The sequence below is a fragment of the Actinoplanes sp. NPDC023936 genome, assembly GCF_040639325.1.
Classification (GTDB): Bacteria; Actinomycetota; Actinomycetes; order Mycobacteriales; family Micromonosporaceae; genus Actinoplanes.
In genome coordinates this window covers 1-21,617 of sequence record NZ_JBEZZR010000068.1, presented here as the reverse complement: position 1 = coordinate 21,617, position 21,617 = coordinate 1, and the positions used below count along the sequence as shown (strand labels likewise).

Annotated in this window: 20 protein-coding genes; 12 read left to right on the top strand and 8 right to left on the bottom strand. The window is 70.8% G+C overall.

Features of this window, described 5'->3' with window-relative positions:
- Nucleotides 1-189 precede the first annotated feature (189 nt).
- Nucleotides 190-486 carry a metal-sensitive transcriptional regulator gene (locus AB0F72_RS40950; protein WP_041831370.1) on the bottom strand — a complete coding sequence of 99 codons (297 nt, stop codon included), beginning with the start codon at nt 484-486 and terminating at the stop codon, nt 190-192.
- A gap of 77 nt (nt 487-563) precedes the next feature.
- Between AB0F72_RS40950 and AB0F72_RS40945 the strand changes: the two genes are divergently transcribed.
- The 3 genes from AB0F72_RS40945 to AB0F72_RS40935 are packed head-to-tail and all read left to right on the top strand — an operon-like array spanning nt 564 to nt 3,882.
- On the top strand, nt 564-776 hold the full coding sequence (locus AB0F72_RS40945) for a heavy-metal-associated domain-containing protein (protein WP_360444291.1): 213 nt from the start codon (nt 564-566) through the stop codon (nt 774-776).
- Nucleotides 773-1,681, top strand: coding sequence for a hypothetical protein (locus tag AB0F72_RS40940; RefSeq protein WP_360444288.1), 909 nt, complete (start codon nt 773-775; stop codon nt 1,679-1,681). The genes AB0F72_RS40945 and AB0F72_RS40940 overlap by 4 nt, the downstream gene beginning before the upstream one ends.
- An 11-nt stretch (nt 1,682-1,692) precedes the next feature.
- Nucleotides 1,693-3,882, top strand: a complete 2,190-nt coding sequence (locus tag AB0F72_RS40935; protein WP_360444286.1) for a heavy metal translocating P-type ATPase — start codon at nt 1,693-1,695, stop codon at nt 3,880-3,882.
- 111 nt (nt 3,883-3,993) lie between these two features.
- Here the strand turns inward: AB0F72_RS40935 and tuf are convergent, their stop codons facing one another.
- Nucleotides 3,994-5,184: an elongation factor Tu gene (gene tuf / locus AB0F72_RS40930; protein WP_360444283.1), complete on the bottom strand. Its 1,191-nt coding sequence runs from the start codon at nt 5,182-5,184 to the stop codon at nt 3,994-3,996.
- Nucleotides 5,185-5,542: 358 nt separating this feature from the next.
- On the opposite strand from tuf, the gene AB0F72_RS40925 reads away from it, so the two are divergent.
- Entirely contained in the window at nt 5,543-6,373 is an 831-nt protein-coding gene (locus AB0F72_RS40925; RefSeq protein WP_360444280.1) for a PfkB family carbohydrate kinase, read from the top strand.
- On the opposite strand, the gene AB0F72_RS40920 is transcribed toward AB0F72_RS40925, so the two are convergent.
- Nucleotides 6,366-6,710, bottom strand: coding sequence for a nuclear transport factor 2 family protein (locus AB0F72_RS40920; protein ID WP_360444277.1), 345 nt, complete (start codon nt 6,708-6,710; stop codon nt 6,366-6,368). The genes AB0F72_RS40925 and AB0F72_RS40920 overlap by 8 nt on opposite strands.
- A gap of 248 nt (nt 6,711-6,958) precedes the next feature.
- On the opposite strand from AB0F72_RS40920, the gene AB0F72_RS40915 reads away from it, so the two are divergent.
- The gene (locus tag AB0F72_RS40915; RefSeq protein WP_360444274.1) at nt 6,959-7,573 is read left to right on the top strand and encodes a DUF4360 domain-containing protein; all 615 of its coding nucleotides are present in this window, start codon (nt 6,959-6,961) and stop codon (nt 7,571-7,573) included.
- 189 nt (nt 7,574-7,762) lie between these two features.
- Nucleotides 7,763-8,671 carry a CDP-alcohol phosphatidyltransferase family protein gene (locus AB0F72_RS40910; RefSeq protein ID WP_360444271.1) on the top strand — a complete coding sequence of 303 codons (909 nt, stop codon included), beginning with the start codon at nt 7,763-7,765 and terminating at the stop codon, nt 8,669-8,671.
- Between the two features lie 1,032 nt (nt 8,672-9,703).
- Here the strand turns inward: AB0F72_RS40910 and AB0F72_RS40905 are convergent.
- From AB0F72_RS40905 to AB0F72_RS40895, 3 genes are read right to left on the bottom strand one after another with little or no spacing between them, the layout of a single operon-like run.
- A complete protein-coding gene (locus AB0F72_RS40905) occupies nt 9,704-11,407 on the bottom strand; it encodes a glycerol-3-phosphate dehydrogenase/oxidase (protein WP_360444268.1) in 1,704 nt (567 codons plus the stop codon).
- A 1-nt stretch (nt 11,408) separates the two neighbouring features.
- Nucleotides 11,409-12,926: a glycerol kinase GlpK gene (glpK, locus tag AB0F72_RS40900; protein ID WP_360444265.1), complete on the bottom strand. Its 1,518-nt coding sequence runs from the start codon at nt 12,924-12,926 to the stop codon at nt 11,409-11,411.
- The gene (locus AB0F72_RS40895; RefSeq protein WP_360444262.1) at nt 12,919-13,764 is read right to left on the bottom strand and encodes an MIP/aquaporin family protein; all 846 of its coding nucleotides are present in this window, start codon (nt 13,762-13,764) and stop codon (nt 12,919-12,921) included. Before AB0F72_RS40895 ends, glpK (AB0F72_RS40900) begins: the two co-directional genes overlap by 8 nt.
- 126 nt (nt 13,765-13,890) lie before the next feature.
- Here AB0F72_RS40895 and AB0F72_RS40890 point away from each other — a divergent pair, with 126 nt between their 5' ends.
- On the top strand, nt 13,891-14,649 hold the full coding sequence (locus tag AB0F72_RS40890; protein WP_360444259.1) for an IclR family transcriptional regulator: 759 nt from the start codon (nt 13,891-13,893) through the stop codon (nt 14,647-14,649).
- Nucleotides 14,646-16,139, top strand: a complete 1,494-nt coding sequence (gene glpK / locus AB0F72_RS40885; protein WP_360444256.1) for a glycerol kinase GlpK — start codon at nt 14,646-14,648, stop codon at nt 16,137-16,139. Before AB0F72_RS40890 ends, glpK (AB0F72_RS40885) begins: the two co-directional genes overlap by 4 nt.
- A 12-nt stretch (nt 16,140-16,151) precedes the next feature.
- Here glpK (AB0F72_RS40885) and AB0F72_RS40880 read toward each other — a convergent pair whose 3' ends face one another.
- Nucleotides 16,152-16,718 carry a hemerythrin domain-containing protein gene (locus tag AB0F72_RS40880; protein ID WP_360444253.1) on the bottom strand — a complete coding sequence of 189 codons (567 nt, stop codon included), beginning with the start codon at nt 16,716-16,718 and terminating at the stop codon, nt 16,152-16,154.
- 77 nt (nt 16,719-16,795) lie between these two features.
- Nucleotides 16,796-17,029 carry a zinc ribbon domain-containing protein gene (locus tag AB0F72_RS40875; RefSeq protein ID WP_360444251.1) on the bottom strand — a complete coding sequence of 78 codons (234 nt, stop codon included), beginning with the start codon at nt 17,027-17,029 and terminating at the stop codon, nt 16,796-16,798.
- A gap of 81 nt (nt 17,030-17,110) precedes the next feature.
- Between AB0F72_RS40875 and AB0F72_RS40870 the strand changes: the two genes are divergently transcribed.
- The 4 genes from AB0F72_RS40870 to AB0F72_RS40855 all read left to right on the top strand — a co-directional run bounded on the left by AB0F72_RS40870 (nt 17,111) and on the right by AB0F72_RS40855 (nt 21,536).
- The gene (locus tag AB0F72_RS40870; RefSeq protein ID WP_360444248.1) at nt 17,111-18,952 is read left to right on the top strand and encodes a hypothetical protein; all 1,842 of its coding nucleotides are present in this window, start codon (nt 17,111-17,113) and stop codon (nt 18,950-18,952) included.
- Nucleotides 18,953-18,979: 27 nt separating this feature from the next.
- Nucleotides 18,980-20,227, top strand: a complete 1,248-nt coding sequence (locus AB0F72_RS40865) for an MFS transporter (protein ID WP_360444245.1) — start codon at nt 18,980-18,982, stop codon at nt 20,225-20,227.
- Nucleotides 20,228-20,233: 6 nt separating this feature from the next.
- Nucleotides 20,234-20,743, top strand: coding sequence for a pyruvoyl-dependent arginine decarboxylase (locus AB0F72_RS40860; RefSeq protein WP_360444242.1), 510 nt, complete (start codon nt 20,234-20,236; stop codon nt 20,741-20,743).
- Nucleotides 20,744-20,861: 118 nt separating this feature from the next.
- Nucleotides 20,862-21,536, top strand: coding sequence for an NAD(P)-binding domain-containing protein (locus AB0F72_RS40855; protein ID WP_360444239.1), 675 nt, complete (start codon nt 20,862-20,864; stop codon nt 21,534-21,536).
- The last annotated feature ends 81 nt before the right edge of the window (nt 21,537-21,617 follow it).

Genomic DNA, 21,617 nt, shown 5'->3' with positions numbered 1-21,617 from the left:
CGCTACCTCGCCCGCCACCTATTCACCATCATCAAGAAAGCATTCCCGCAGGCCACAGCCCCACTCAACACTTGACAAACATAGGGGCTTCCCACGCAGGCAAAACGACACGATGACCTGCCTGCACTACGGCCGGCGACCCCGAGCCGTAGCCCACGCAGAGCGGATTAGCCGTACCCCTGGGGGGTTTCAGCCTCTCTTCATCAAGCGACCGACAGCGGCCATCAGCTCGGAGGCCATCTCGTCGGCCCGGCCCTCCTGGGCGCCCTCGTGCATGCAGTGGCGGGCGTGGCCGTCGAGGAGGCCGAGCGCGACCTTGTCGAGGGCGGCCTGGATCGCGGAGATCTGGGTGAGGATGTCGATGCAGTAGCGGTCGTCCTCGACCATGCGCTCGATGCCTCGGACCTGGCCCTCGATGCGGCGCAGCCGGGATTGCAGGTTGTCCTTGGTGGCCGTGTAGCCGCGGGTCGGAGCCGGGTTGGTCATGGGCACCATGCTACAACCCCCCAGGGGTATCGGGCAGGGCTTGCCATACCCCTACCGGGTATGTGTACGCTGGGGGCATGCAGACCACGACCTACTCCGTGACCGGAATGACCTGCGACCACTGTGCGAACTCGGTCAGTGCCGAGGTCGGCCGGATAGCCGGGGTCACCGGTGTCCGGGTCGAGCTCGCCTCGGGAACCGTTGTCGTGACGAGTACGGGCGCGCTCAATCGGGACGCCGTCGCCGCCGCCGTGGACGAGGCGGGGTATGAGCTGGGGGTGACACCGTGAGGACGCCGGTGAGACTGGGCGCCTACGCCGCCGGGCTGGTGGTGATCTTCGGGGTGTCGGCGGGCGCGGGGAAGGCGCTCGGGCCGGACAATTCGGCGCAGACCGCCGAGCCGGCAGCAACAGCACACACGACGGCCCACGGTGAGCCCGCGCCAAGCGCGACCGCGGCACACGGTGACCCCGCCGGCACCGCGACCGCGGCACACGGCGACCCCGCCGCGGAGGCGGCCACCCCGGCCGGGCTGGAGAGCGTCCAGGACGGCTACCGCCTGGCCCCGCTGACCGCCGCCCTCTCCACCACCACGACCACCCCGTTCGAGTTCCGGATCCTCGACGCCGGCAACCGCCCCGTCACCGACTACACCGTCGAGCACGACAAGGAACTCCACCTCATCGTCGTCCGCCGCGACCTCGCCCACTACCAGCACGTCCACCCCACCCGGAAACCGGACGGCACCTGGACGATCCCGCTGAAAGCGGGCGCGCCCGGCCAGTACCGCGTCTTCGCCGACTTCGTGACGGCCGGCCACGACCTCACTCTCGGCGTCGACGTCCCGGCGCCCGGCGACTATCAGCCGACGCCGCTGCCCCACCCGGAGCGCACCGCCGAGGTGGACGGCTACCGGGTCACCCTCGACGGCGATCTCCACGATCCCCGGTTCACGATCACGCGGGGAGACACCGTGATCACGCCGGAGCCCTACCTGGGCGCTCGCGGCCACCTGGTGGCGCTGCGCGAGGGCGACCTCGCCTACCTGCACGTGCACCCGGCCGACCCGGACGCGCTGGCCTTCCACGCGGAGGTCCCGTCGGACGGGGTCTACCGTCTCTACCTGGACTTCCAGCACGACGGAAAGGTGCACACCGCCGAGTTCACCGCCGACACCGGTCACACGCACAAATGAGGACCCCCGTCATGAACCGGATTGAACTCACCATCGGCGGGATGACCTGCGCGTCCTGCGCGGCCCGCATCGAGAAGAAGCTGAATCGGATGGACGGGGTGACCGCCACGGTCAACTACGCCACCGAGAAGGCCACGGTGACCGTCGACGGCCCGGTCACCCCAGCCGACCTGATCGCGACAGTGGAGAAGACCGGCTACACCGCGGCGGAAGAGCAGCAGGAAAAAATCGAGAAAAATCCGGAAAACTCGGATGCGGTACGGCTGTGGATCTCGATTGCGCTCAGCGTTCCCGTCATTCTCCTCGCCATGGTCCCGGCCTGGCAGTTCACCTACTGGCAGTGGGCCTCCCTGACCCTGGCCGCCCCGGTGGTCGTCTACGGCGGCTGGCCGTTCCACCGCGCCGCCGCGATCAATCTGCGCCACGGCGCCGCCACCATGGACACCCTGATCTCGCTCGGCACGCTGGCGGCGTTCGGCTGGTCCCTGTGGGCGCTGTTCTTCGGCACCGCCGGCGAGCCGGGCATGACGCACCCGTTCCGGATCGCCATCGAGCGCAGCGACGGCGCCGCCAACATCTACCTGGAGGCGGCCGCCGGCGTCACCACGTTCCTGCTGGCCGGACGCTATTTCGAGTCCCGTTCCAAGCGGCGGGCCGGCGCGGCGCTGCGGGCGCTGCTGGAGCTGGGCGCCAAGGAGGTCACGGTCCTCCGCGGCGCGAAGGAGAGCCGGATCCCGGTGGCGCAGCTGGCGGTGCACGACCGTTTCGTCGTCCGCCCCGGCGAGAAGATCGCCACGGACGGGGTCGTGGAGGACGGCTCCTCCGCCGTCGACATGAGCATGCTGACCGGCGAGAGCGTCCCGGTCGAGGTCGGACCCGGCGCGACAGTGGCCGGCGCCACGGTGAACGCGGGCGGCCGCCTGATCGTCCGTGCCACCCGGATCGGCGCCGACACCCAGCTCGCGCAGATGGCCCGCCTCGTCGAGGAGGCCCAGTCCGGCAAGGCCGAGGTGCAGCGCCTCGCCGACCGGATCTCCGGGGTCTTCGTGCCGATCGTAATCGGTCTCGCGGCGGCGACGCTGGGCTGGTGGTTCGGCACCGGGTCCGGCTGGACGGCCGCGTTCACCGCCGCCGTGGCCGTGCTGATCATCGCGTGCCCGTGCGCTCTCGGTCTGGCCACGCCGACGGCCCTGCTGGTCGGCACCGGTCGCGGCGCCCAGCTCGGCATCCTGATCAAGGGTCCCGAGGTGCTGGAGTCCACCCGTCGTGTCGACACGATCGTGCTGGACAAGACCGGAACCGTCACCACCGGCCGGATGACGCTCGCCGCGGTGCTTCCCGCCGCCGGCCAGGACCGCGACGAGCTGCTGGTCCTCGCGGCCTCCGCCGAGTCCGCGTCGGAACACCCGATCGCCGCCGCGATCGCCGCCGAGCACGGCGATCACCTTCCGGTGAGTGGTTTCACCAGCTTCGAGGGCTTGGGGGTACGGGCCACCGTCGCCGGCCGTCAGGTCGTGGCCGGCCGGATCGCGCTGCTCCGGCGCGAGGGCTTGACGATCCCGGCCGAGGTCGAGGACGCCGTGGCCGCCGAGGAGGCAGCCGGCCGTACCGCGATCGTGGCCGGCTGGGACGGCGACGCCCGGGGCGTCCTCTCGGTCGCCGACGCGGTGAAGCCGACCAGCCGCGACGCGATCGTCCGCCTGCGGGCGCTGGGCCTGCACCCGATCCTGCTGACCGGCGACAACGAGACGGTCGCCCGCGCGGTCGCCGCCGAGGTGGGCATCGACGAGGTGATCGCCGGGGTGCTGCCCGCCGACAAGGTGGAGACGGTGAAGCGCCTGCAGTCCGAGGGCAAGGTCGTGGCGATGGCCGGCGACGGGGTGAACGACGCCGCCGCCCTGGCGCAGGCCGATCTGGGCCTGGCGATGGGCACCGGCACCGACGTGGCGATCGAGGCGTCGGACCTCACCCTGGTACGCGGTGACCTGTCCGCCGCGGTCGACGCGATCCGGCTGTCCCGCCGCACCCTGCGGATCATCAAGAGCAACCTGTTCTGGGCGTTCGCCTACAACGTGGCGGCTCTCCCGCTCGCAGCGGCCGGCCTGCTCAACCCGATGATCGCGGGGGCGGCGATGGCGTTCAGCTCGGTGTTCGTGGTGGCGAACAGCCTCCGCCTGCGCCGCTTCGCCCCGGCCGCCTAGCAAAGCGACGCGGCCCGCGCGATCCTGGCACAGAATTCCAAGATCGCGCGGGTCGGCGCCGTCAGTCCGGCACGGCCGTCAGCCCGGCACGGCCGTCAGTCCGGCACGCCGTCAGTCCAGCACGGCCGTCACGGTTCCGGCGGCCACCGTGCGGTTGCCCTCACGGACCGCGAATCCCATCCCGGGCTCCAGCGCCACCGCCTTGCCCAGCGTGACAGTCACCGCGTCGAGCGTGTCACCCGGCATCACCAGGTCACGGTCGCCGAGGTCGATCCCACCGGACACGTCGGTGGTGTGCAGGTAGAACTGCGGCCGGTAGTGCTGCTCGAACGGGGTGTGCCGGCCACCCTCGGCGGCCGTCAGGGCGTACATCCGGGCCTGGAACCTGCGGTGCGCCAGCACCGAGCCCGGCGCCGCGACCACCTGGCCGCGCTGCACCTGCTCGCGCTTGACCCCGCGGAGCAGGATCGCCGCGTTGTCACCGGCCTCCGCCGACTCCAAGGTCTTCCCGAACGTCTCCAGCCCGGTGGCGACGCTGCTGACCGTCTCGCCGAGGCCGACGATCTCCACCGGCGAGCCGGCGCGCAGCGTGCCACGCTCGACCTTGCCGGTGACGACCGTGCCCCGGCCGCTGATCGACAGCACGTTCTCGATCGGCATCAGGAACGGCTCACCGAGCTCACGGGGCGGAATCGGGATGTATCCGTCCACCGCGTCGAGCAGCTCGACGATCGAACTCGTCCACCGCGGGTCACCCTCCAGGCTCTTGAGCGCGCTCACCCGGACGACCGGAACCTCGTCGCCGGGGAACCCGTACTCCGACAGCAGCTCCCGGACCTCCAGCTCCACCAGGTCGAGCAACTCCGGGTCGTCCACCGCGTCCGCCTTGTTGAGCGCGACCACCAGGTAGGGCACGCCGACCCGCTGCGCGAGCAGCACGTGCTCCCGCGTCTGCGGCATCGACCCGTCCTGCGCCGACACGACGAGAATCGCGCCGTCCACCTGCGCCGCCCCCGTGATCATGTTCTTCACGTAGTCGGCGTGCCCCGGCATGTCCACGTGCGCGTAGTGCCGGGTCGCGGTCTCGTACTCGACGTGCGCGATCGTGATGGTGATCCCGCGGGCCGCCTCCTCCGGCGCCCGGTCGATCCCCTCGAACGCGACATACCGGTTGGTTGCCGGGTCGCGGTCGGCGAGAACCTTGGTGATCGCCGCCGTCAGCGTCGTCTTCCCATGGTCGACGTGTCCCATGGTCCCGATGTTGAGATGCGGCTTGGTCCGGACGAACTGGCTCTTGGCCATCGATCTGCTTCCTCACTGGATGCGAGGCGTGGGGTGTCACGTGCCCCGCTGCCACCCGGGGCGCGCCAGAACCGCGCAGCGTGCAGACACCCTCCCCCGGGTTCTGCTGCCGATGGGGAAGGGTCAGACTCGCGAATCAGCGAAGACATGCGGGCGCGCGGGAGCCACCACAGAGGGCAGCTGCAGACCGGGCGCGAGGAACATGGCAGCGACTTTAGCTCGCCCTCCGCACCGATGACGACCGATTTAGCCGGCACCCCACCGCGCAGGCTCGGCGCCACCCCCGCAGGGCGTTGCTCCAGGGTTGGCAAATGCCGATAGCCGGTGTCGATCGGCGGCACGCGGGTAGCTAGGGGGCATGAACGTCGTGGTGACCGGCCAGCTGGCCCGAGACCTGGTCCTGCTCGTGGACGCGATGCCGGAGACCGGCACGTCGGCGGACGCCCGGCTGCGCCGGGAGATGCTCGGCGGCAAGGGCGCCAATCAGGCCGTCGCCCTGGCCCAGCTCGGCGCGCGACCGGTTCTGGTCGCCGTGCGCGGCGACGACCGGGTCGGCGAGGAGCTGATCGAGCAGGCCCGCCGGGACGGGATCGACGTCGGCCACGTGGTCTGCCGGCCGGGCACCGAGACCGGGCTGATCGTGGAGGCGCTCGACGGGTCCGGCGGGTGGCGCTATCTGCAGCATCTGCCGGACGGGGTGCTGCTCACCGAGGCCGACGTGGACGCGGCGGCGCCGGCCCTGCGGTCGGCGGACGCCGTCCTGGTGCAGTTGCAGCAGCCCGGTCCCGCCGCGCTCGCCGCCGCCCGGCACGCCCGCGCGGGTGGCGCCCTGGTGGTCCTGGACGGGGAACTGCCCGAGGCCGAGCGGGACGAGCTGCTGAAACTCGCCGACGTGATCCGCGCCGACGAGCACGAGGCCGAGTCCCTCGGCGACGTGCGCGGCCCGCTGCTGATGCTCGGCCGATCGGACGGGAACCTGGTCCGGTGGGCGGACGGCGAGGAGCTCATCCCGCTCACCGACGAGAAGGTGGTGGACACCACGGGCGCCGGGGACGCGCTCACCGCGGCGCTGACCGTGGGCCTGCTGCGGGGGATGCCACCCGCGGAGGCCGGCCGGTTCGCGGTGGCGGCGGCCGGCGCCACGGTGGGTCACCCGGGTGGACGCCCGGATCTCTCCGGGCTCAGGTGAGGAGCTCGGTCACCGACCAGTGCTCGACGATCAGGCCGTCCTCGAAACGCCAGAGGTCCACGACCGCCTCGCGCACCTCGCCGGCGGTCAGGAAGTAGTGCATGACGACGAGCTGGTCCTCCGCGAGCACGTGCTGGATCTCGATCTCCGCGGTGGCGATCGGCGAGCCCTTGATGAACTCGATCCAGGCGTCCCGGCCGGCCGGCGCGCCCGGGGTGTGCGAGACGAAATCCTCGCGCAGAATCTCGAACAGGACGCCGGTGTCGCCTTCCGCGAACCGTCCGAACGCCTCCAGGAACCTCGCTTTGTTGATCTCCGCATCATCGATGTCAGTCATGCGTCAACATTGGCATCGGCGAACGAGTCCTGTCGACAGCGGCCGCATGCCTACCATTGATCGGCTGACCATGTCCGGCGTTTCGGTCAGGTCTGCCCGGACGTCCGGGCGCGGCGCGCCGGACGGTCATTAACACAGCTGAGCGGAACACCGGCAAGCGTTTTAATCGCGCTATTCGCTGCGCTTTCTTCCCCCTTGATCGTACGTTTTGAAGCGCCTTTCCGCTGCCCGGGACGAAGGAGCTTCGCATGCTGAACACGCTAGCCGCAGGGGCCATCGCGGTGTCGTCGCTGACCACGCCGGCCGTGCCGCCACCCATCACCGAAATGGTGATCGACGTGGTGAAGACGAACGGCACCGGCTGCCCACCGGGGACCGCCGAAGTGATCGTGTCGCCGGACAACAAGGCGTTCACGGTCTCCTACAGCAAATTCCTCGCGCAAGTCGGACCGGAGGCCAAAGACACCGATGCGCGAAAGAATTGTCAGCTTCTCCTGAACGTGCTGGTTCCGGACGGTTACACCTACGCGGTGGCCGGCGCCGACTATCGCGGATACGCCAGCCTGCAGAAGGGCGTGACCGCGACGGAGAGCGCGTTCTACTACTTCCAGGGCGAATCGCACACCACGAAGACCGAGCACGAGCTGGTGGGTTACCTGGAGGGCGAGTGGCAGCACAGCGACCGGGTCGCCGTGGAGTCGATGTCGTACCTCGACTGCGACAACAAGCGGTACCTGAGCGTGAACACCGAACTCAAGGTCGACCCGGCGAGCGCCGACGAGTCGGTCACCAACTGGGTCACCATGGACTCCACCGACGGCAACCTGGAGACGACCTACCATGTCGCCTGGAAACGGTGCTGACGACTACTCAGCGTAGCGAGCGGAAAATGTTTCGGCGTTCACCACGCCCGGACTGGATACTCTCCGCGACTTCATAGATCATGTCTCCCGAGCGCGGGGGTCTCGATATGTACATATGCTGCTCAGTGACCGTCAAGGCCACCGCCGCCGCCTGTTCACATCCCTGCGGCCCCTCGGTGGAGACACGGTATGGCACAACGACCGACGCTGGCGACGATTCGCGAGCGTACCTACAAGCGCAGGGACGCGTGGTGGACCGTCTGGCTGGCTGACCCCCTCGCCTCCCGGCTGGTCTGGCTGGTGGCGCCGTGGCGCTGGGTCACGCCCAACCGGCTGACCTTCGGCGCCTTCCTCATCGGCCTCGGCTCGGCCGCCTGTTTCTGGCAGCAGGACTACCGGTGGCTGCTCGCCGGAGCGGTGCTCTACCACCTGAGCTTCGTGCTGGACTGCGTGGACGGCAAGATCGCCCGGCTGAACGGGACGGGCTCACTCTTCGGCACGTGGCTCGACTACGTCTTCGACCGGCTGCGGGTGCTGACCTGCGCCATCGGTCTCTTCGGCGGGCAGTACGCGCGTACCGGAGAAGTGATCTATCCGTTGCTGGCGGCGCTCGTCATCTTCGTGGACATGTTCCGGTACCTGAACGCGCTGCAGATGGCGAAGGTCAAGCTGACGATGAAGGACCGGCTGCTCGCGGCCGCCGAGGCAGCCGGCGCGAAGAAGCCGGAGTACATCGAGGAGACCGACGAGGAGACCCCGGCCGCGCCGGCGTACCCGGACGCGGATCCCGCCCAGGCGGCGATCGACGTGCACGGCGACTTCCGGACGAGGTTCAGCCTCTTCGTGCGGATCCGCAACTTCCTGCTGCGCCAGCGCATCCGCGCGCACGTCTTCAGCGGCATCGAGTTCATGATGTTCGTCTTCATCGTGGGCCCGGTGATCGACCAGATCGTGGTGACCACCGTCGTCTCCTCGGTGCTGCTGCTCACCTTCGAGGCGCTGCTGGTCGTCAAGCTCTGGACGACCACGAGGACGTTCAGCCGGCGGATCCGGAAGCTGGAGAGCACGGCGTCCCGGACCGCGCCCGCGCTCGTCTGACCGCACCACGCCCAGCGCCCCGGCGGCTTCCGCCGGGGCGCTGTCGTATTCCCGGCGGGCTCTTTCAACCGTTCGTCCACGACGTTCTCCGGTCTCCACGTCGGCGACCGGTGCGTCACCGCCCTTCGGACGCGAGCGGTTTCGCCACCGACCCGAACCAATGCTGCGCAGTCAAGGATCCAACCCCCTGTGCGGCACAAAGCCCGGATGATCCAACGCTGGCCATGACGGCTGGAACAGATGCTGTGCCGGTCGAGTCCGGCAGCCTCGCGGCGTGGATCTGGGCGGCAGTGGATCGAGGCGGGCGGCGGATCGAGGAGATGTCGATGCCGGCTGGCGCTCAGTGCCCACAAAACGGACGCCCGTCAGTGCTGACCCTGTTGGCTGATACCCGCCACCTCAGTAGTGCGCCGATGCAGCCGCGCGTCACGGTCGGTCGCCGCCGACCGTGGACCGCTATGGGGTCTGCGTCATTCTGCGGGGCCTGGGGCGTCCGCGGGTTTCCGTAAAGCGCGACGTTGACCGCGGATGCCGGCACGCTGGGTGACAACGGTTCGCGCTGACGCGGCGGCCCGGCCCCGGGTGCTGGGCTGGGCCCCGCAGCGGTGATGACGCACCTCGGGAACATCGCCGCCGCCGAGCGCACTGACGACCAACTGGTCCGGCTGGTCCGGCTGGTCCGGCTGGTCCGGCTGGTCCGGCTGGTCGTCAGTGCTGTTCTCGGCTGGTGGATCGTGGAAGGGCGGGATCCGGCTGGCGCTCAGTGCTGTCCCGACGGCCCGGCGAGAACACTGACAGCCAGCCGAGCAACACGAGCTGGTCACCAGTGCTGCCGGAGGCCCGCTCCGAGAACACTCAGCACCAGCCCGCCCCCACCGCTCCACGATCCACGACCGGGCGCCGCCACCTCGCCGACGACCTCACCACCCAGCCGCTTGCCCCCGACATCGGCGAGCCACAGGGAGGCGGCGCAGTTTTCCACCGAAGGGTCGGCGCTCCGGCGGCGGCCTCGGCGGGCCGCCGCCGGCTCCGTCAGGATCCGAGGCGCACGGGTACCACGTCCGGAGCGCCCAGCCGGGCCGCGTCCGCCGTCTCGTCGTCCTGCTGTTCCTGGGAGGCCCGTTCGGCTTCGACGCGCAGCCGGTAGTGCTCCACCTCCCGCTCGCGCTGCTCGGGTGTCCAGCCCAGCACCCGTCCCATCAGCTCGGCCGCGTCCGGCGCCGCCACGACGCCCCGGTCGAACGTCTCGATGGAGATCCGGGTCCGGCGGGTGAGCACGTCCACCAGGTGCCGGGCGCCCTCGGCGGCGGCCGCGTAGACGAACTCGGCTCGCAGGTAGTCCTCGGCGCCCTCGATCGGGCGGCCCAGGTCCGGGTCCGCGGCGATCAGGTCGAACACCTCGGTGATCAGCGAGCCGTACCGGCCGAGGAGGTGTTCCACCCGCGCCACGTGCAGGCCGGACGACGCGGCCAGCAGGCCCCGCCGGTTCCAGAGCGCCGGGAAGCCCTCCGCGCCGAGCAGCGGGACCCGGTCCGTGACACAGCGCGGCACCGACCGGGCCAGGCTGTGCACGCACGCGTCGACGGCGTCGCGGGCCATCACCCGGTACGTCGTGTACTTGCCCCCGCCGACCACGACCAGTCCCGGCAGCGGGCTGCCCACCGAATGTTCCCGGGACAGTTTCGAGGTGGACTCGGACTCGCCGGAGAGCAGCGGCCGCAGGCCGGCGTAGACGCCCTGCACGTCGGCGCGTTCCAGCGGCGTGGAGAGCACCTTGTTGACCTCGTCGAGCAGGTAGTCGATGTCCTTGCTGGACGCGGCCGGGTGCGCCTTGTCGAGGTTCCAGTCGGTGTCGGTGGTGCCGACGATCCAGTGCCGGCCCCACGGGATCACGAACAGCACGCTGGAGGCGGTCCGCAGGATCAGCCCGGTCGAGGACTGGATCCGGTCCCGGGGCACCACCAGGTGGATGCCCTTGGACGCGCGGACGTGGAACTGGCCGCGCTCGCCGATCAGGGACTGCGTGTCGTCGGTCCAGACCCCGGTCGCGTTGATCACCTGCTGGGCGCGGATCTCGAAGGTCCGGTCGTACTCGAGGTCGCGGACCCGTACCCCGGTGACCCGCTCCCCCTCCCGCAGGAACCCGATCACCTCCGTGCGGGAGGCGACGTGGGCGCCGTAGGCGGCCGCGGTGCGCGCCAGGAACATGGTGTGCCGGGCGTCGTCGAGCTGCCCGTCGTAGTACTGCAACGCGCCGACCAGCGATTCCTTGCGCAGCGCCGGGCAGGCCCGGAGCGCGCCGCGCCGGGTCAGATGCCGGTGGTGCGGCAGCGCCTGCGACGCGGCCATCGCGTCGTAGAGGGTGACGCCGGCGCCGGCGTAGAGCCGTTCCCAGCCTCGGTGTTTGAGCGGGTAGAGGAACCGGACCGGGCGGGCCAGGTGCGGCGCGAGGCGCTGCAGGATGAGTCCCCGCTCCCGCAGCGCCTCACGCACCAGCCCGAAATCCAGCATCTCCAGGTAACGCAGCCCGCCGTGGATCAGCTTGCTGGAGCGGCTGGAGGTGCCGGAGGCGAAGTCGCGCGCCTCGACGAGGCCCACGGTCAGTCCCCGTGTGACAGCGTCGAGCGCGCACCCCGCACCGACCACTCCCCCGCCGATGACCAGCACGTCGACCTCGGCCCCGGCCAGCGCGGCCAAGGCGTCGTCCCGGTACTGCGGAGATAGGGCAGTCGTCATGTCAGTCCACATCCACCCAGTCGAGGGTTCGCTGCACCGCCTTCTTCCACTTGCCGAAGCCCTGCTCGCGCTCCTCCCGCGACCAGTTCGGCTGCCAGCGCTGCGACTCGTTCCAGTTCTCCCGCAGCTCGTCGGTGTTCTTCCAGAAGCCGACAGCGAGGCCGGCCGCGTACGCGGCGCCCAGCGCGGTCGTCTCCGCCACCACCGGCCGGCTGACCGGCACGCCGAGGACGTCCGCCTGGATCTGCATGCACAGGTTGTTGACCGTGATCCCGCCGTCGACCTTGAGCACGTCGAGGGTGACGCCGGAGTCCTGGGCCATCGCGTCGACCACGTCGCGGGTCTGGTAGCAGATCGCTTCCAGGGTGGCCCGGGCGATGTGCGCGCCGGTGTTGTAGCGGGACAGGCCGACGATCGCGCCGCGGGCGTCGGAGCGCCAGTACGGTGCGAACAGCCCGGAGAACGCCGGCACGAAGTAGACGCCGCCGTTGTCCGCGACCTGCGACGCGAGCGACTCGCTCTCGGCCGCGTCGTTGATCAGGTGCAGCTGGTCGCGCAGCCACTGCACGGCGGAGCCGGTCACCGCGATCGAGCCCTCCAGGGCGTAGACCGGCGCGGCGTCGCCGAACTTGTAGCAGACGGTGGTGAGCAGGCCGTTCTCCGAGCGCACCAGGTTCGTCCCGGTGTTCAGGAGCATGAAGTTGCCCGTACCGTAGGTGTTCTTGGCTTCTCCGGGCGCGAAGCAGACCTGGCCCACCGTGGCGGCCTGCTGGTCGCCGAGGTCGCCGGTGAGCGGCACGTCGCCGCCGAGCGGGCCGTCCACGTGCGCGATGCCGTAACCGGCCGGGTCGGACGACGGGCGGATCTCCGGCAGCATCCGCCGCGGGATGTCGAAGAACGAGAGCAGCTCGTCGTCCCAGTCCAGCGTCTCCAGGTTCATCAGCATCGTCCGGCTGGCGTTCGTCACGTCCGTGACGTGGTTGCCGCCGTTGACGCCGCCGGTGATGTTCCACAGCAGCCAGCTGTCGGTGTTCCCGAAGATCGCGTCGCCGCGCTCGGCCGCCTCCCGGACCCCGTCGACGTTCTCCAGGATCCACTGGATCTTGCCGCCGGAGAAGTAGGTGGCCGGCGGCAGGCCGGCCTTGCGGCGGATGACGTCGCCGCGCCCGTCCCGGTCCAGCGCCGAGGCGATCCGGTCGGTACGGGTGTCCTGCCAGACGATCGCGTTGTAGTAGGGCCGGCCGGTCCGCCGGTCCCACACCACAGTGGTCTCCCGCTGGTTGGTGATCCCGACCGCGGCCAGGTCGCTCGCCGCCAGGTTGGCCTTCTGCATGGCGGTCCGCACCACCGCGACGGTCCGTTCCCAGATCTCGATCGGGTTGTGCTCGACCCAGCCGGCCTGCGGCAGGATCTGCTCGTGTTCCAGCTGGTGGCGGGCCACCTCGTTGCCACCATGATCGAAGATCATGAAACGGGTGCTGGTGGTCCCTTGATCCACTGCGCCGACGAAGTCAGCCACGGTTCGCCTCCACGTTCTCGGTGTCGTCTTCGGGTGTCGGCACTCGTCCCGGCTCCGGCGGGCCCTCCACCGGCAGGAATCGTCCCACCAACAGCTTGTAGAGCCCGGCGCCGAGGACGCCGCCGATGATCGGCGCGACGATCGGGATCCAGAAGTAGAGATACCCGGTCTGATCGCGGAACGCCCCGCCGTAGCCGGTCAGGTAGCTGGCGAGTCGCGGACCGAAGTCACGGGCCGGGTTGATCGCGTACCCGGCGGCCGTGCCCCACGCCATGCCGATCCCCACCACGACCAGGCCGATGATGAACGGGGACAGGTTCGCGCCGGGCGGGGTGCTCGCCACGTCGGTGATCGCGAGGATCAGGAACAGCAGGATCGCGGTGCCGATGATCTGGTCGCGGAACGCGCCCCACTCGTCGATCGGCAGGCTGCCGTTGCCGGGCAGGGTCGAGAAGACGCCCTGCGACTTGATGGTGAGACCGGGGTCGAACGAGTTCAGCACCTCGGTGTAGTTCCAGCGCACGATCAGCGCGGCCACGAACGCGCCGAGGAACTGGGCGGCGATGTACGGCAGCACCTTGCGCCACTCGAGGTTCTTGAAGACCGCGAGCGCGATGGTGACCGCCGGATTGAGATGGGCGCCGCTGATCCGCGCCGCCACGTAGACGCCGAACGTCACGCCGAGGCCCCAGGCCCAGGCGATGCTGTCATGATCGCCGATGCCGGCCGCCACCACCTGGGCGACCACGCCGACGCCGAACAAGATGAGGATCATCGTGCCGGCGAACTCAGCCGCCATCTCGGCGACGATTCCGCGAAACTTGGGTCGTGTAGCCATGCTCCCTCCCCTGCTTCCGTTGAGGTGGACGCTAGGAAGGTCGAGGACCGGAGGCAACGAACATCGGTCGGCATTGTCGAACATCAATCACGTCACGTCGTCATCCTGTGGCATAGAGTCCGAAACATGCCGGGCACCGTACAGGCGATCGAACGGGCGGCCGCGATCCTGCGGACGCTCGCGACCGGGCCCGGCCGGCTCGGGCTCACCGAGATCGCCCGCACCCTGGACCTGGCGAAAGGGACCACCCACGGCATCCTGCGCACCCTGCAACTGGTCGGGTTCGTCGAGCAGGACCGCAACTCCGGGCAATATCAGCTCGGCGGCGCCCTGCTGCACCTCGGCACCAGCTACCTGGACATCAACGAGTTGCGCTCCCGCTCGATCAACTGGGCGGACCCGCTCGCCGCGCGCAGCGGGGAATCGGTGCGGATCGGCACGGTGCTGGAGGGCGAGGTGCTCGTCGTGCACCACGTGTTCCGGCCGGACGACACGTTCCAGACGCTCGACGTCGGCACGCTGCTGCCACTGCACGCCACCGCTCTCGGGAAGGTGCTGCTCGCGTACCGGGCCGGTGGTGTGTCGGCGGGCGCGGAACTGTCGCCCTTCACCCGCAGGACACTCGTCGACCCGAAGGCCCTGGCGTCCGCCCTGGAGGGCGTCCGGGAAACCGGCTGGGCGGCGGAGATCGAGGAGATGACGCTCGGCCAGGCGGCCATCGCGGCCCCGATCCGGGGGTACGGGGGACTCGTGGTCGGCGCGATCGGCATATCCGGCCCGGTCGAACGGCTCTGCGACAGCCGGTACCGCCCGCACCCGCATCTGATCACCTACGTCCGGGATGCTGCCCGTGCCGTCTCCCGGGACCTGGGAGCCACCCGATGACCGAGCGATTCGTGGTCGCGATCGACCAGGGCACCACCTCGACCCGGTGCATCGTCTTCGACCGGCGCGGGCAGCTGGTCTCGCTGGCCCAGCAGGAGCACAAGCAGTACTTCCCCCGGCCGGGCTGGGTGGAGCACGACGCCGCCGAGATCTGGCGCAACGTGGAACGGCTGGCGCCCCGGGCGCTGCGCCGGGCCGGGATCGGCCTCGATCAGGTGGCCGCGCTCGGCATCGCCAACCAGCGGGAGACCACAGTGCTCTGGGACCGCGACACCGGCGTGCCCATCGCCCGGGCGATCATCTGGCAGGACACCCGCACCGACGGCCTGGTCCACGAGCTCGCGGCGCGGCCGGGCGCGAAGGAGACCGAGGAGCGGGCGGGACTGCCGCTGGCCACGTACTTCTCCGGTCCTCGCCTGAAATGGATCCTGGACCATACGCCGGGCCTGCGGGAACGCGCCGAGCGTGGCGAGGTCCTCTGCGGAACCATGGAGACCTGGCTGATCTGGAACCTCACCGGCGGCCTGCACGTCACCGACGTCACCAACGCGAGCCGGACCATGCTGCTCGACGTGCGGACGCTGGCCTGGTCGCCGGAGTCGCTCGCGTTCTTCGGCATCCCGGCGGCCATGCTGCCCGAGGTGCGGCCGTCGATCGGCGTCTTCGGCACGGCCACCGCGGCCTTCCCCGGTGTGCGGATCGGCGCGGCGCTCGGCGACCAGCAGGCGGCGCTGTTCGGGCAGACCTGTTTCACGCCGGGCGAGGCCAAGTGCACGTACGGCACCGGCAGTTTCCTGCTGCTCAACACCGGCACCGAACTGGTCCGCTCACAGAACGGGCTGCTCACCACTGTCGCCTACCAGATCGCCGGCGAACCGGCCGCGTACGCCCTGGAGGGCTCCATCGCGATCACCGGCTCGCTGGTCCAGTGGTTCCGCGACCAGCTGGAACTGATCTCCAGCGCGCCGGAGATCGAGACCCTGGCGCGGACCGTCGCCGACAACGGCGGCTGCTACATCGTCCCGGCGTTCTCCGGCCTGTACGCGCCCTACTGGCGCAGCGAGGCCCGCGGCGTCATCGTGGGCCTGACCTCGTACATCACCAAGGGCCACCTGGCCCGCGCGGTCCTGGAGGCGACCGCCTGGCAGACCCGCGAGGTGGTCGACGCGATGAACGCGAGCTCCGGGCTGGCCCTGCGCACGCTCAAGGTGGACGGCGGGATGACCGCCGACAACCTGCTCATGCAGATGATCGCGAACGTGCTGGACGTGCCGCTGGTCCGGCCGCTCGCGGTGGAGACGGTGTCGCTGGGCGCCGCGTACGCGGCCGGGCTGGCCGTCGGTCACTGGCCCGACCTGGACGGGCTGCGCAGCAACTGGCACATCGCCGGCCAGTGGATGCCGGCCATGGATCCGGCGGTGCGCGCCACCGAGTACGCCAACTGGCGCCGCGCGGTGGAGCGCACCTTCGACTGGATCCAACCGGCCTGAGAGCTCACCCGATCACTTGGTGGCCCGGCCGGTCAGCTTGTCGCGCAGCCGGTCCACCAGGCCGACGCCGGGACCGACCAGCTTGTGGAAGAGCTCGGCGTTCGGCGCGTTGGGGTGCGGCCGGGTCGGCGCGAGCTTCTTCGCGGTCTCCACCTTGCCGGCGAGCTCCACCAGCTTCTCCGCCGGCACGTGCCGGCGCAGCTCGGGGAACTGCTCCTGCTCCTCGTCCCGCACGTGGTCGGCGAGCACCTCCTCCAGCTTGCCCAGCGCCTGCTCGAACTCGGCCGACGAGACGTCCACGTCCTCCAGACGCTTCATCGTCTCCTCGAGCTCCTTGTGCTCCTCGACGTCGTGCTCGACGGCCTTGTCGCCGTCCGGCAGGTGGTCCCGCATCGCCGGGTAGATGTACATCTCCTCGGCGACGGCGTGCCGGACCAGTTCGCTGATCGCGGTGTCGGTCAGGTCCCGGCGGATCATCGGGTCCCGCACCGACTTGATGTTGCCGATCAATGCGGTGACGTCCCGGTGGTCGGCGATCAGGACGTCGATCACGTCACCGGTGCTCGGGGCGCTCGTCACGGTTACCTCCAGGGAGTCTCCGCCGCGCGCTCTGCGCGGTCGGATTCCGGCTACCCGGCACCGCCGCGAATATTCCTTCAGCGAGCGACCACCCCGAGACGGCTCGGGTCGGTGCGCCGGAACCCCTGGCAGTGGCCGCACACCAGGAAGTACTGCGCGGCCTTGACCGGGAAGAGCGGGATGAAGAAGAGGGTGAACCGGGTGGTCCGTTTCAACAGCTGCTGCGGCGCCTGCCAGCCGCAGATCTCGCAGGTCATCAGGTGCGTGCCGACCATGTGGTCCTTTGAGCTGATCCCGAACAACAAGAACATGGCTTTCAGTGTTACCCACCACCGCCAGACCTCAGTCGCCGTTACCCCGGGCGAAGACTCTTCGAGGGAGGTGCGGGCGACGTGGCTGGACCGAGCCTGGTCATCCGGTTCGGTGCCGGGCGGATCACGATGGCGCTCGACGACGACACCGCCAGCGGCCTTCCGGCGTTCTCCCACCGGGACACCGCGATCCGTCCCGGCAGCACACCGGCCGAGTTGTCCGCGCTCCTCGCCGAGGTGCTGCGGGAGGCCGGACCGCCGGTGCCGCGCCGGCTCACGGTGATCCACCCGGTGGGGTGGGCGGACGCGCACCGGACCGCGATGACCCGCGCCACGGCCGCCGCCGGGGTGTCCGGGCCGTCGTTTCTGATCGGCCCGGTCGCGGTGGCGCACTCGGTCGCCACCGGCCTGCGGCGGCGGCGGGCAGCGGCGGTGGTCACCCTGGGCGGGCCGGTCGCGGAGGTCGCGATCGTCGTGCGTACGCGCAGCGGCTTCACCGTCCTCGGCGAGCCCTCAAGCGTGCTGGTCCCGCACACCCCGGAGGGCCGTCGCCGGGTGGTCGGCGAGCTGCTCACCACGGTCTCCGGCGCGGGTCTCACCTCGGAGCAGCTCGCCGGGGTCTACGTGGTGGGCGACACCGAGCCGGGCGCGCCACTCGCCGCGGAGATCCAGAAGACGCTCGGGGTGGCGACGTCGGCACGCCGGGAACTGGAGAACGCCGCGGTGGACGGGGCGCTCACCGCGTACCCCCGCAATCGACGACGTGGCGGGCGCCGCCGCGCCCTGCTGGCCGCCGCCGCGGTGATCGCGCTGCTCGTCGCCGCGGTCGCCGGAGCGCAGGCGCGCGGCGGACCGGAAGCCGCCGGGGCCCGGTTCGTGGCCGCCACCGCCGCGCCCGCGCCGCTCGTGCACCTGCTCGACCCCGAGGCCGGGACGCTGACCACGCTGGACACCGCGACCGGCGGCACCACTCCGGCGTCCCCGCTGCCGGCCGGCGAGGCCGACTGGTTCCGGCTCACGCCGGACGGACGGACCGCGGTGATCGGCAACATCGACGGCGTCACCCTGGTCGACACGGCGACCCGGCGGGTACGGCATCACGTTCCGCTGTCCGGCGCCACCAACAGCGTGATCTCCGCTGACAGCCGGACCGTGCATGTGCTGACCTGGCCGGAACCGAGCCGGCCGGCCGCGATCGTGCCGGTGGACATCACCGCCGGCACCGCGGGGAAACCGGTCCCGGCGGGCCGGCAGGCCGGTCAGCTGGCCGCCGGGCCGGACGGCGTGTTCTACCTGCTGGAGCCGGCCCGCACGGGCGCGGGCGCCCGGCTGAGCATCGTCGAGACCGCGGCCGGCACCCGCCGCGAGGTCGCGCTGGACCCGAGCGCGCGGGAGATCGCGCTGACCCCGGACGGGCGGATGCTCTACGTGGCGGCGGACCGCCGGCTGGGCCGGTACGACACGGTGACCGGCACGATGCGGGACCCGATCACGCTGCCCGGCAGGATCACCGCGATGGCTGTCACGCCGGACGGGCGGTCGCTCTACGCGCTCTGCGGCGGCGTCGTGGTCGCTGTCGACGGGCCCACCGGCCGGGTGCGTGCCGAGATTCCGGTGACCGGCCTGGGCAACGCGTGGCGGCTGAGCGCCGCGCCGGGCAGCCACCGGGTGTACGTCTACGGCAGCACCGACGTCCCGGTGATCGGCTGGATCGACACCGCCGCCGACCGCGCCGGGCCGCCGATCCGTGTCGGCGCCCAGCCGTGGGAGATCGTGCACCGCGCCGACGGCGCCGCCTCCTACGTGCTGACCCGGGCGCCCGGCAACCGGTCGGCGCTGGTCACCGTGAACGCGGCGACCGGGACACCGGGCCGGGTGTTCGACCTGCCGGCCGGCCCGATCGTGATCGCGACCCCCGGCTGATCGTCGGTATCGCTAGGCTCCGGTCGCATGGGGCGGGGGTTCGGGTGGCTGTGGGCGGCGTACGCGGTCAGCACCCTCGGCACCTGGCTGGCGTTCGACGCGTTCCCGCTGATCGCGATCCTCGCCCTGGACGCCGGTCCGGCCCGGGTCAGCCTGCTCGCGGCGGCCGGCCTGGCGGTCGGCGCGCTGACCGCGATCCCGCTCGGCCCGTGGGTGGAGTTCCGCCGCAAACGACCGGTGATGGTCGGCGCGGACCTGGTGCGGTTCGCCGCGATGGTCAGCGTGCCGGTCGCCTACGCCCTCGACGTGCTCACGTTCGGCCAGCTGCTCGTGGTGTCGATGGTGGCGGTGACCGCCGACATCACGTTCCGGGCCGCCTCCGGCGCGTTCCTGAAATGGCTTGTCCCCCGGGAGAGCCTGCTGGAGGCGAACGCCCGCTTCGAGACCACCACGTGGACCGCCACCGTGCTCGGCCCGCCGCTCGGCGGCGCCGCGGTCGGCCTCTTCGGCCCGGTGCTCACGGTGGCCGCCAACGCGGCGAGCTTCCTGGTCTCGGCGCTGTTCCTGCGCGGCGCCGGCGATCGTGAGCCGCCACCCGACCGGCCGCGCCGGCGGATCAGCCGGGCCGACCTCGCCACCGGCTGGCGTCACCTGCTGACCGATCCGCGGTTGCGCCCGCTCTACCTCAACACGGTCCTGGTCAACGGACTGATCATGGCGACCGCGCCGCTGCTGGCCGTGCTGATGCTGGGCACGCTCGGCTTCCCGCCATGGCAGTACGGGCTGGCGTTCGCCGTACCGTGCCTCGGTGGTCTTCTCGGTTCCAGCCTGGCCCGCCCGCTCGCCCTGCGGTACGGCCGCACCCGCGTCCTGCGGGTGGCCGGCGCGCTGCGGGCATGCTGGTCGTTCCCGCTCGCGCTGGTCACGCCCGGGGTGGCCGGGCTGGCGATCGTGATGGTCGCCGAGTTCCTGCTGATCGTCAGCGCCTCGGTGTTCAGCCCGCTGATGGCGACCGAGCGCCTCGACCGCACCCCGCAGGACCGGGTGGCCCGGGTCCTCGCCGCCTGGACCGTCACCGACAGGACGGTGGTGGCGGCGCTGACCGCGCTCTGGGGCCTGCTGGCCGCCGCGGCCGGCACCCGGGTCGCGATCGGGGCCGCCGGCCTGCTGCTCCTGGCGACCCCGATATTTCTGATCGGTCTGAACACTTCAGTCCCGCGCCCGGCAGCCGACAAGAACTCGCGAGACAGTCAGTTCGAGTCGAGAGGCCGGTAGCAAAACGTGCGTAGCTCCGCGGTGTACGACCAGATTCCCGTAGTCAAGGTGACCGGCCAGGGCACCACCACCCTGTCCGCCTTCCACGACGCGCTGGTCAACGCCGACCTCGCCGTCTACAACCTGGTGCGGCTCTCCAGCGTCATCCCGCCCGGCACGTCGGTCGACGCGACCGGCAAGGCCCCGGTCCCGGTCGGCGCGTGGGGCGACAAGCTGTACTGCGTCTACGCCGACCAGTACGCGACCCTCCCCGGCGAGCAGGCGTGGGCCGGCATCGGCTGGGTGCAGCGCCTGGACGGCAAGGGCGGGCTCTTCGTCGAGCACGAGGGCACCAGCGAGGGGTACGTCACCCAGGCGATCAAGAACAGCCTCCGTGACCTGATCCGCGGCCACGAGGAGGGCTTCACCGAGCCGGACTTCGTGGTGCACGGCGTGGTCTGCGAGAGCGACCCGGTCTGCGCCATGGTGATCGCTCCCTACGAGACCGCGACGTGGGCCGGCGCGCCTCAGCTCTGATCCTGTGCGATCACCGGCCGGTTCGATCCTGTGCACCTCCGGTCACCGGCCGGTCTGATCCTGTGCGATTCCGGTCACCGGCCGGAATTGCCGGGGATCGCGGGAGGTTCGCGCTGACATGACGACGATCGGACTCATCGGCAGCGGGAACATCGGCGGCACCGTGGCACGTCTCGCGGTGGCGGCCGGCCACGACGTGGTGCTCAGCAACTCCCGCGGTCCCTCCACCCTCGCCTCCCTGGTCGCCGAGCTCGGCCCGAAAGCCCGCGCGGCGACGGTCGCCGAGGCGGCCGCGGCAGCCGACATCGTGGTGGTCACGGTGCCGCTGAAGGCCTACCGCGACATCCCGGCGGCGCCGCTGGCCGGCAAGATCCTGATCGACACGAACAACTACTACCCGGAGCGCGACGGCGAGTTCGCCGAGTTGGAGAACGGCTCGACGACCACCGGTGAGCTGCTCCAGAAGCACTTCGCCGACGCCTTCGTCGTGAAGGGCTTCAACACCATCTGGTACGAGCACCTGCGCTCGCTGGCCCGCCCGGCCGGCTCACCGGAACGGTCCGCCCTGCCCATCGCCGGCGACGACGAGACCGCCAAGAAGGCGGTGGCCGACTTCTTCGACAGCATCGGTTACGACACGGTCGACGTCGGTCCACTCGCCGAGAACTGGCGCATCCAGCGGGACGAGCCGGCCTACGTGACGCCCTACGGCCCGTACGGCGACCCGGTCGGCGCGACAGCGAACGCCGACTACATCCGCGAGCGCGTCGCAGCGGCGAAGCGCTCCCGATAGACGTGATGACAGGCCCACCTCACACCCTTGCGGCGGCTCGGGTGGTGGGCCGGGGCCGCGCGCCCGGTCGGCGGACCGGGC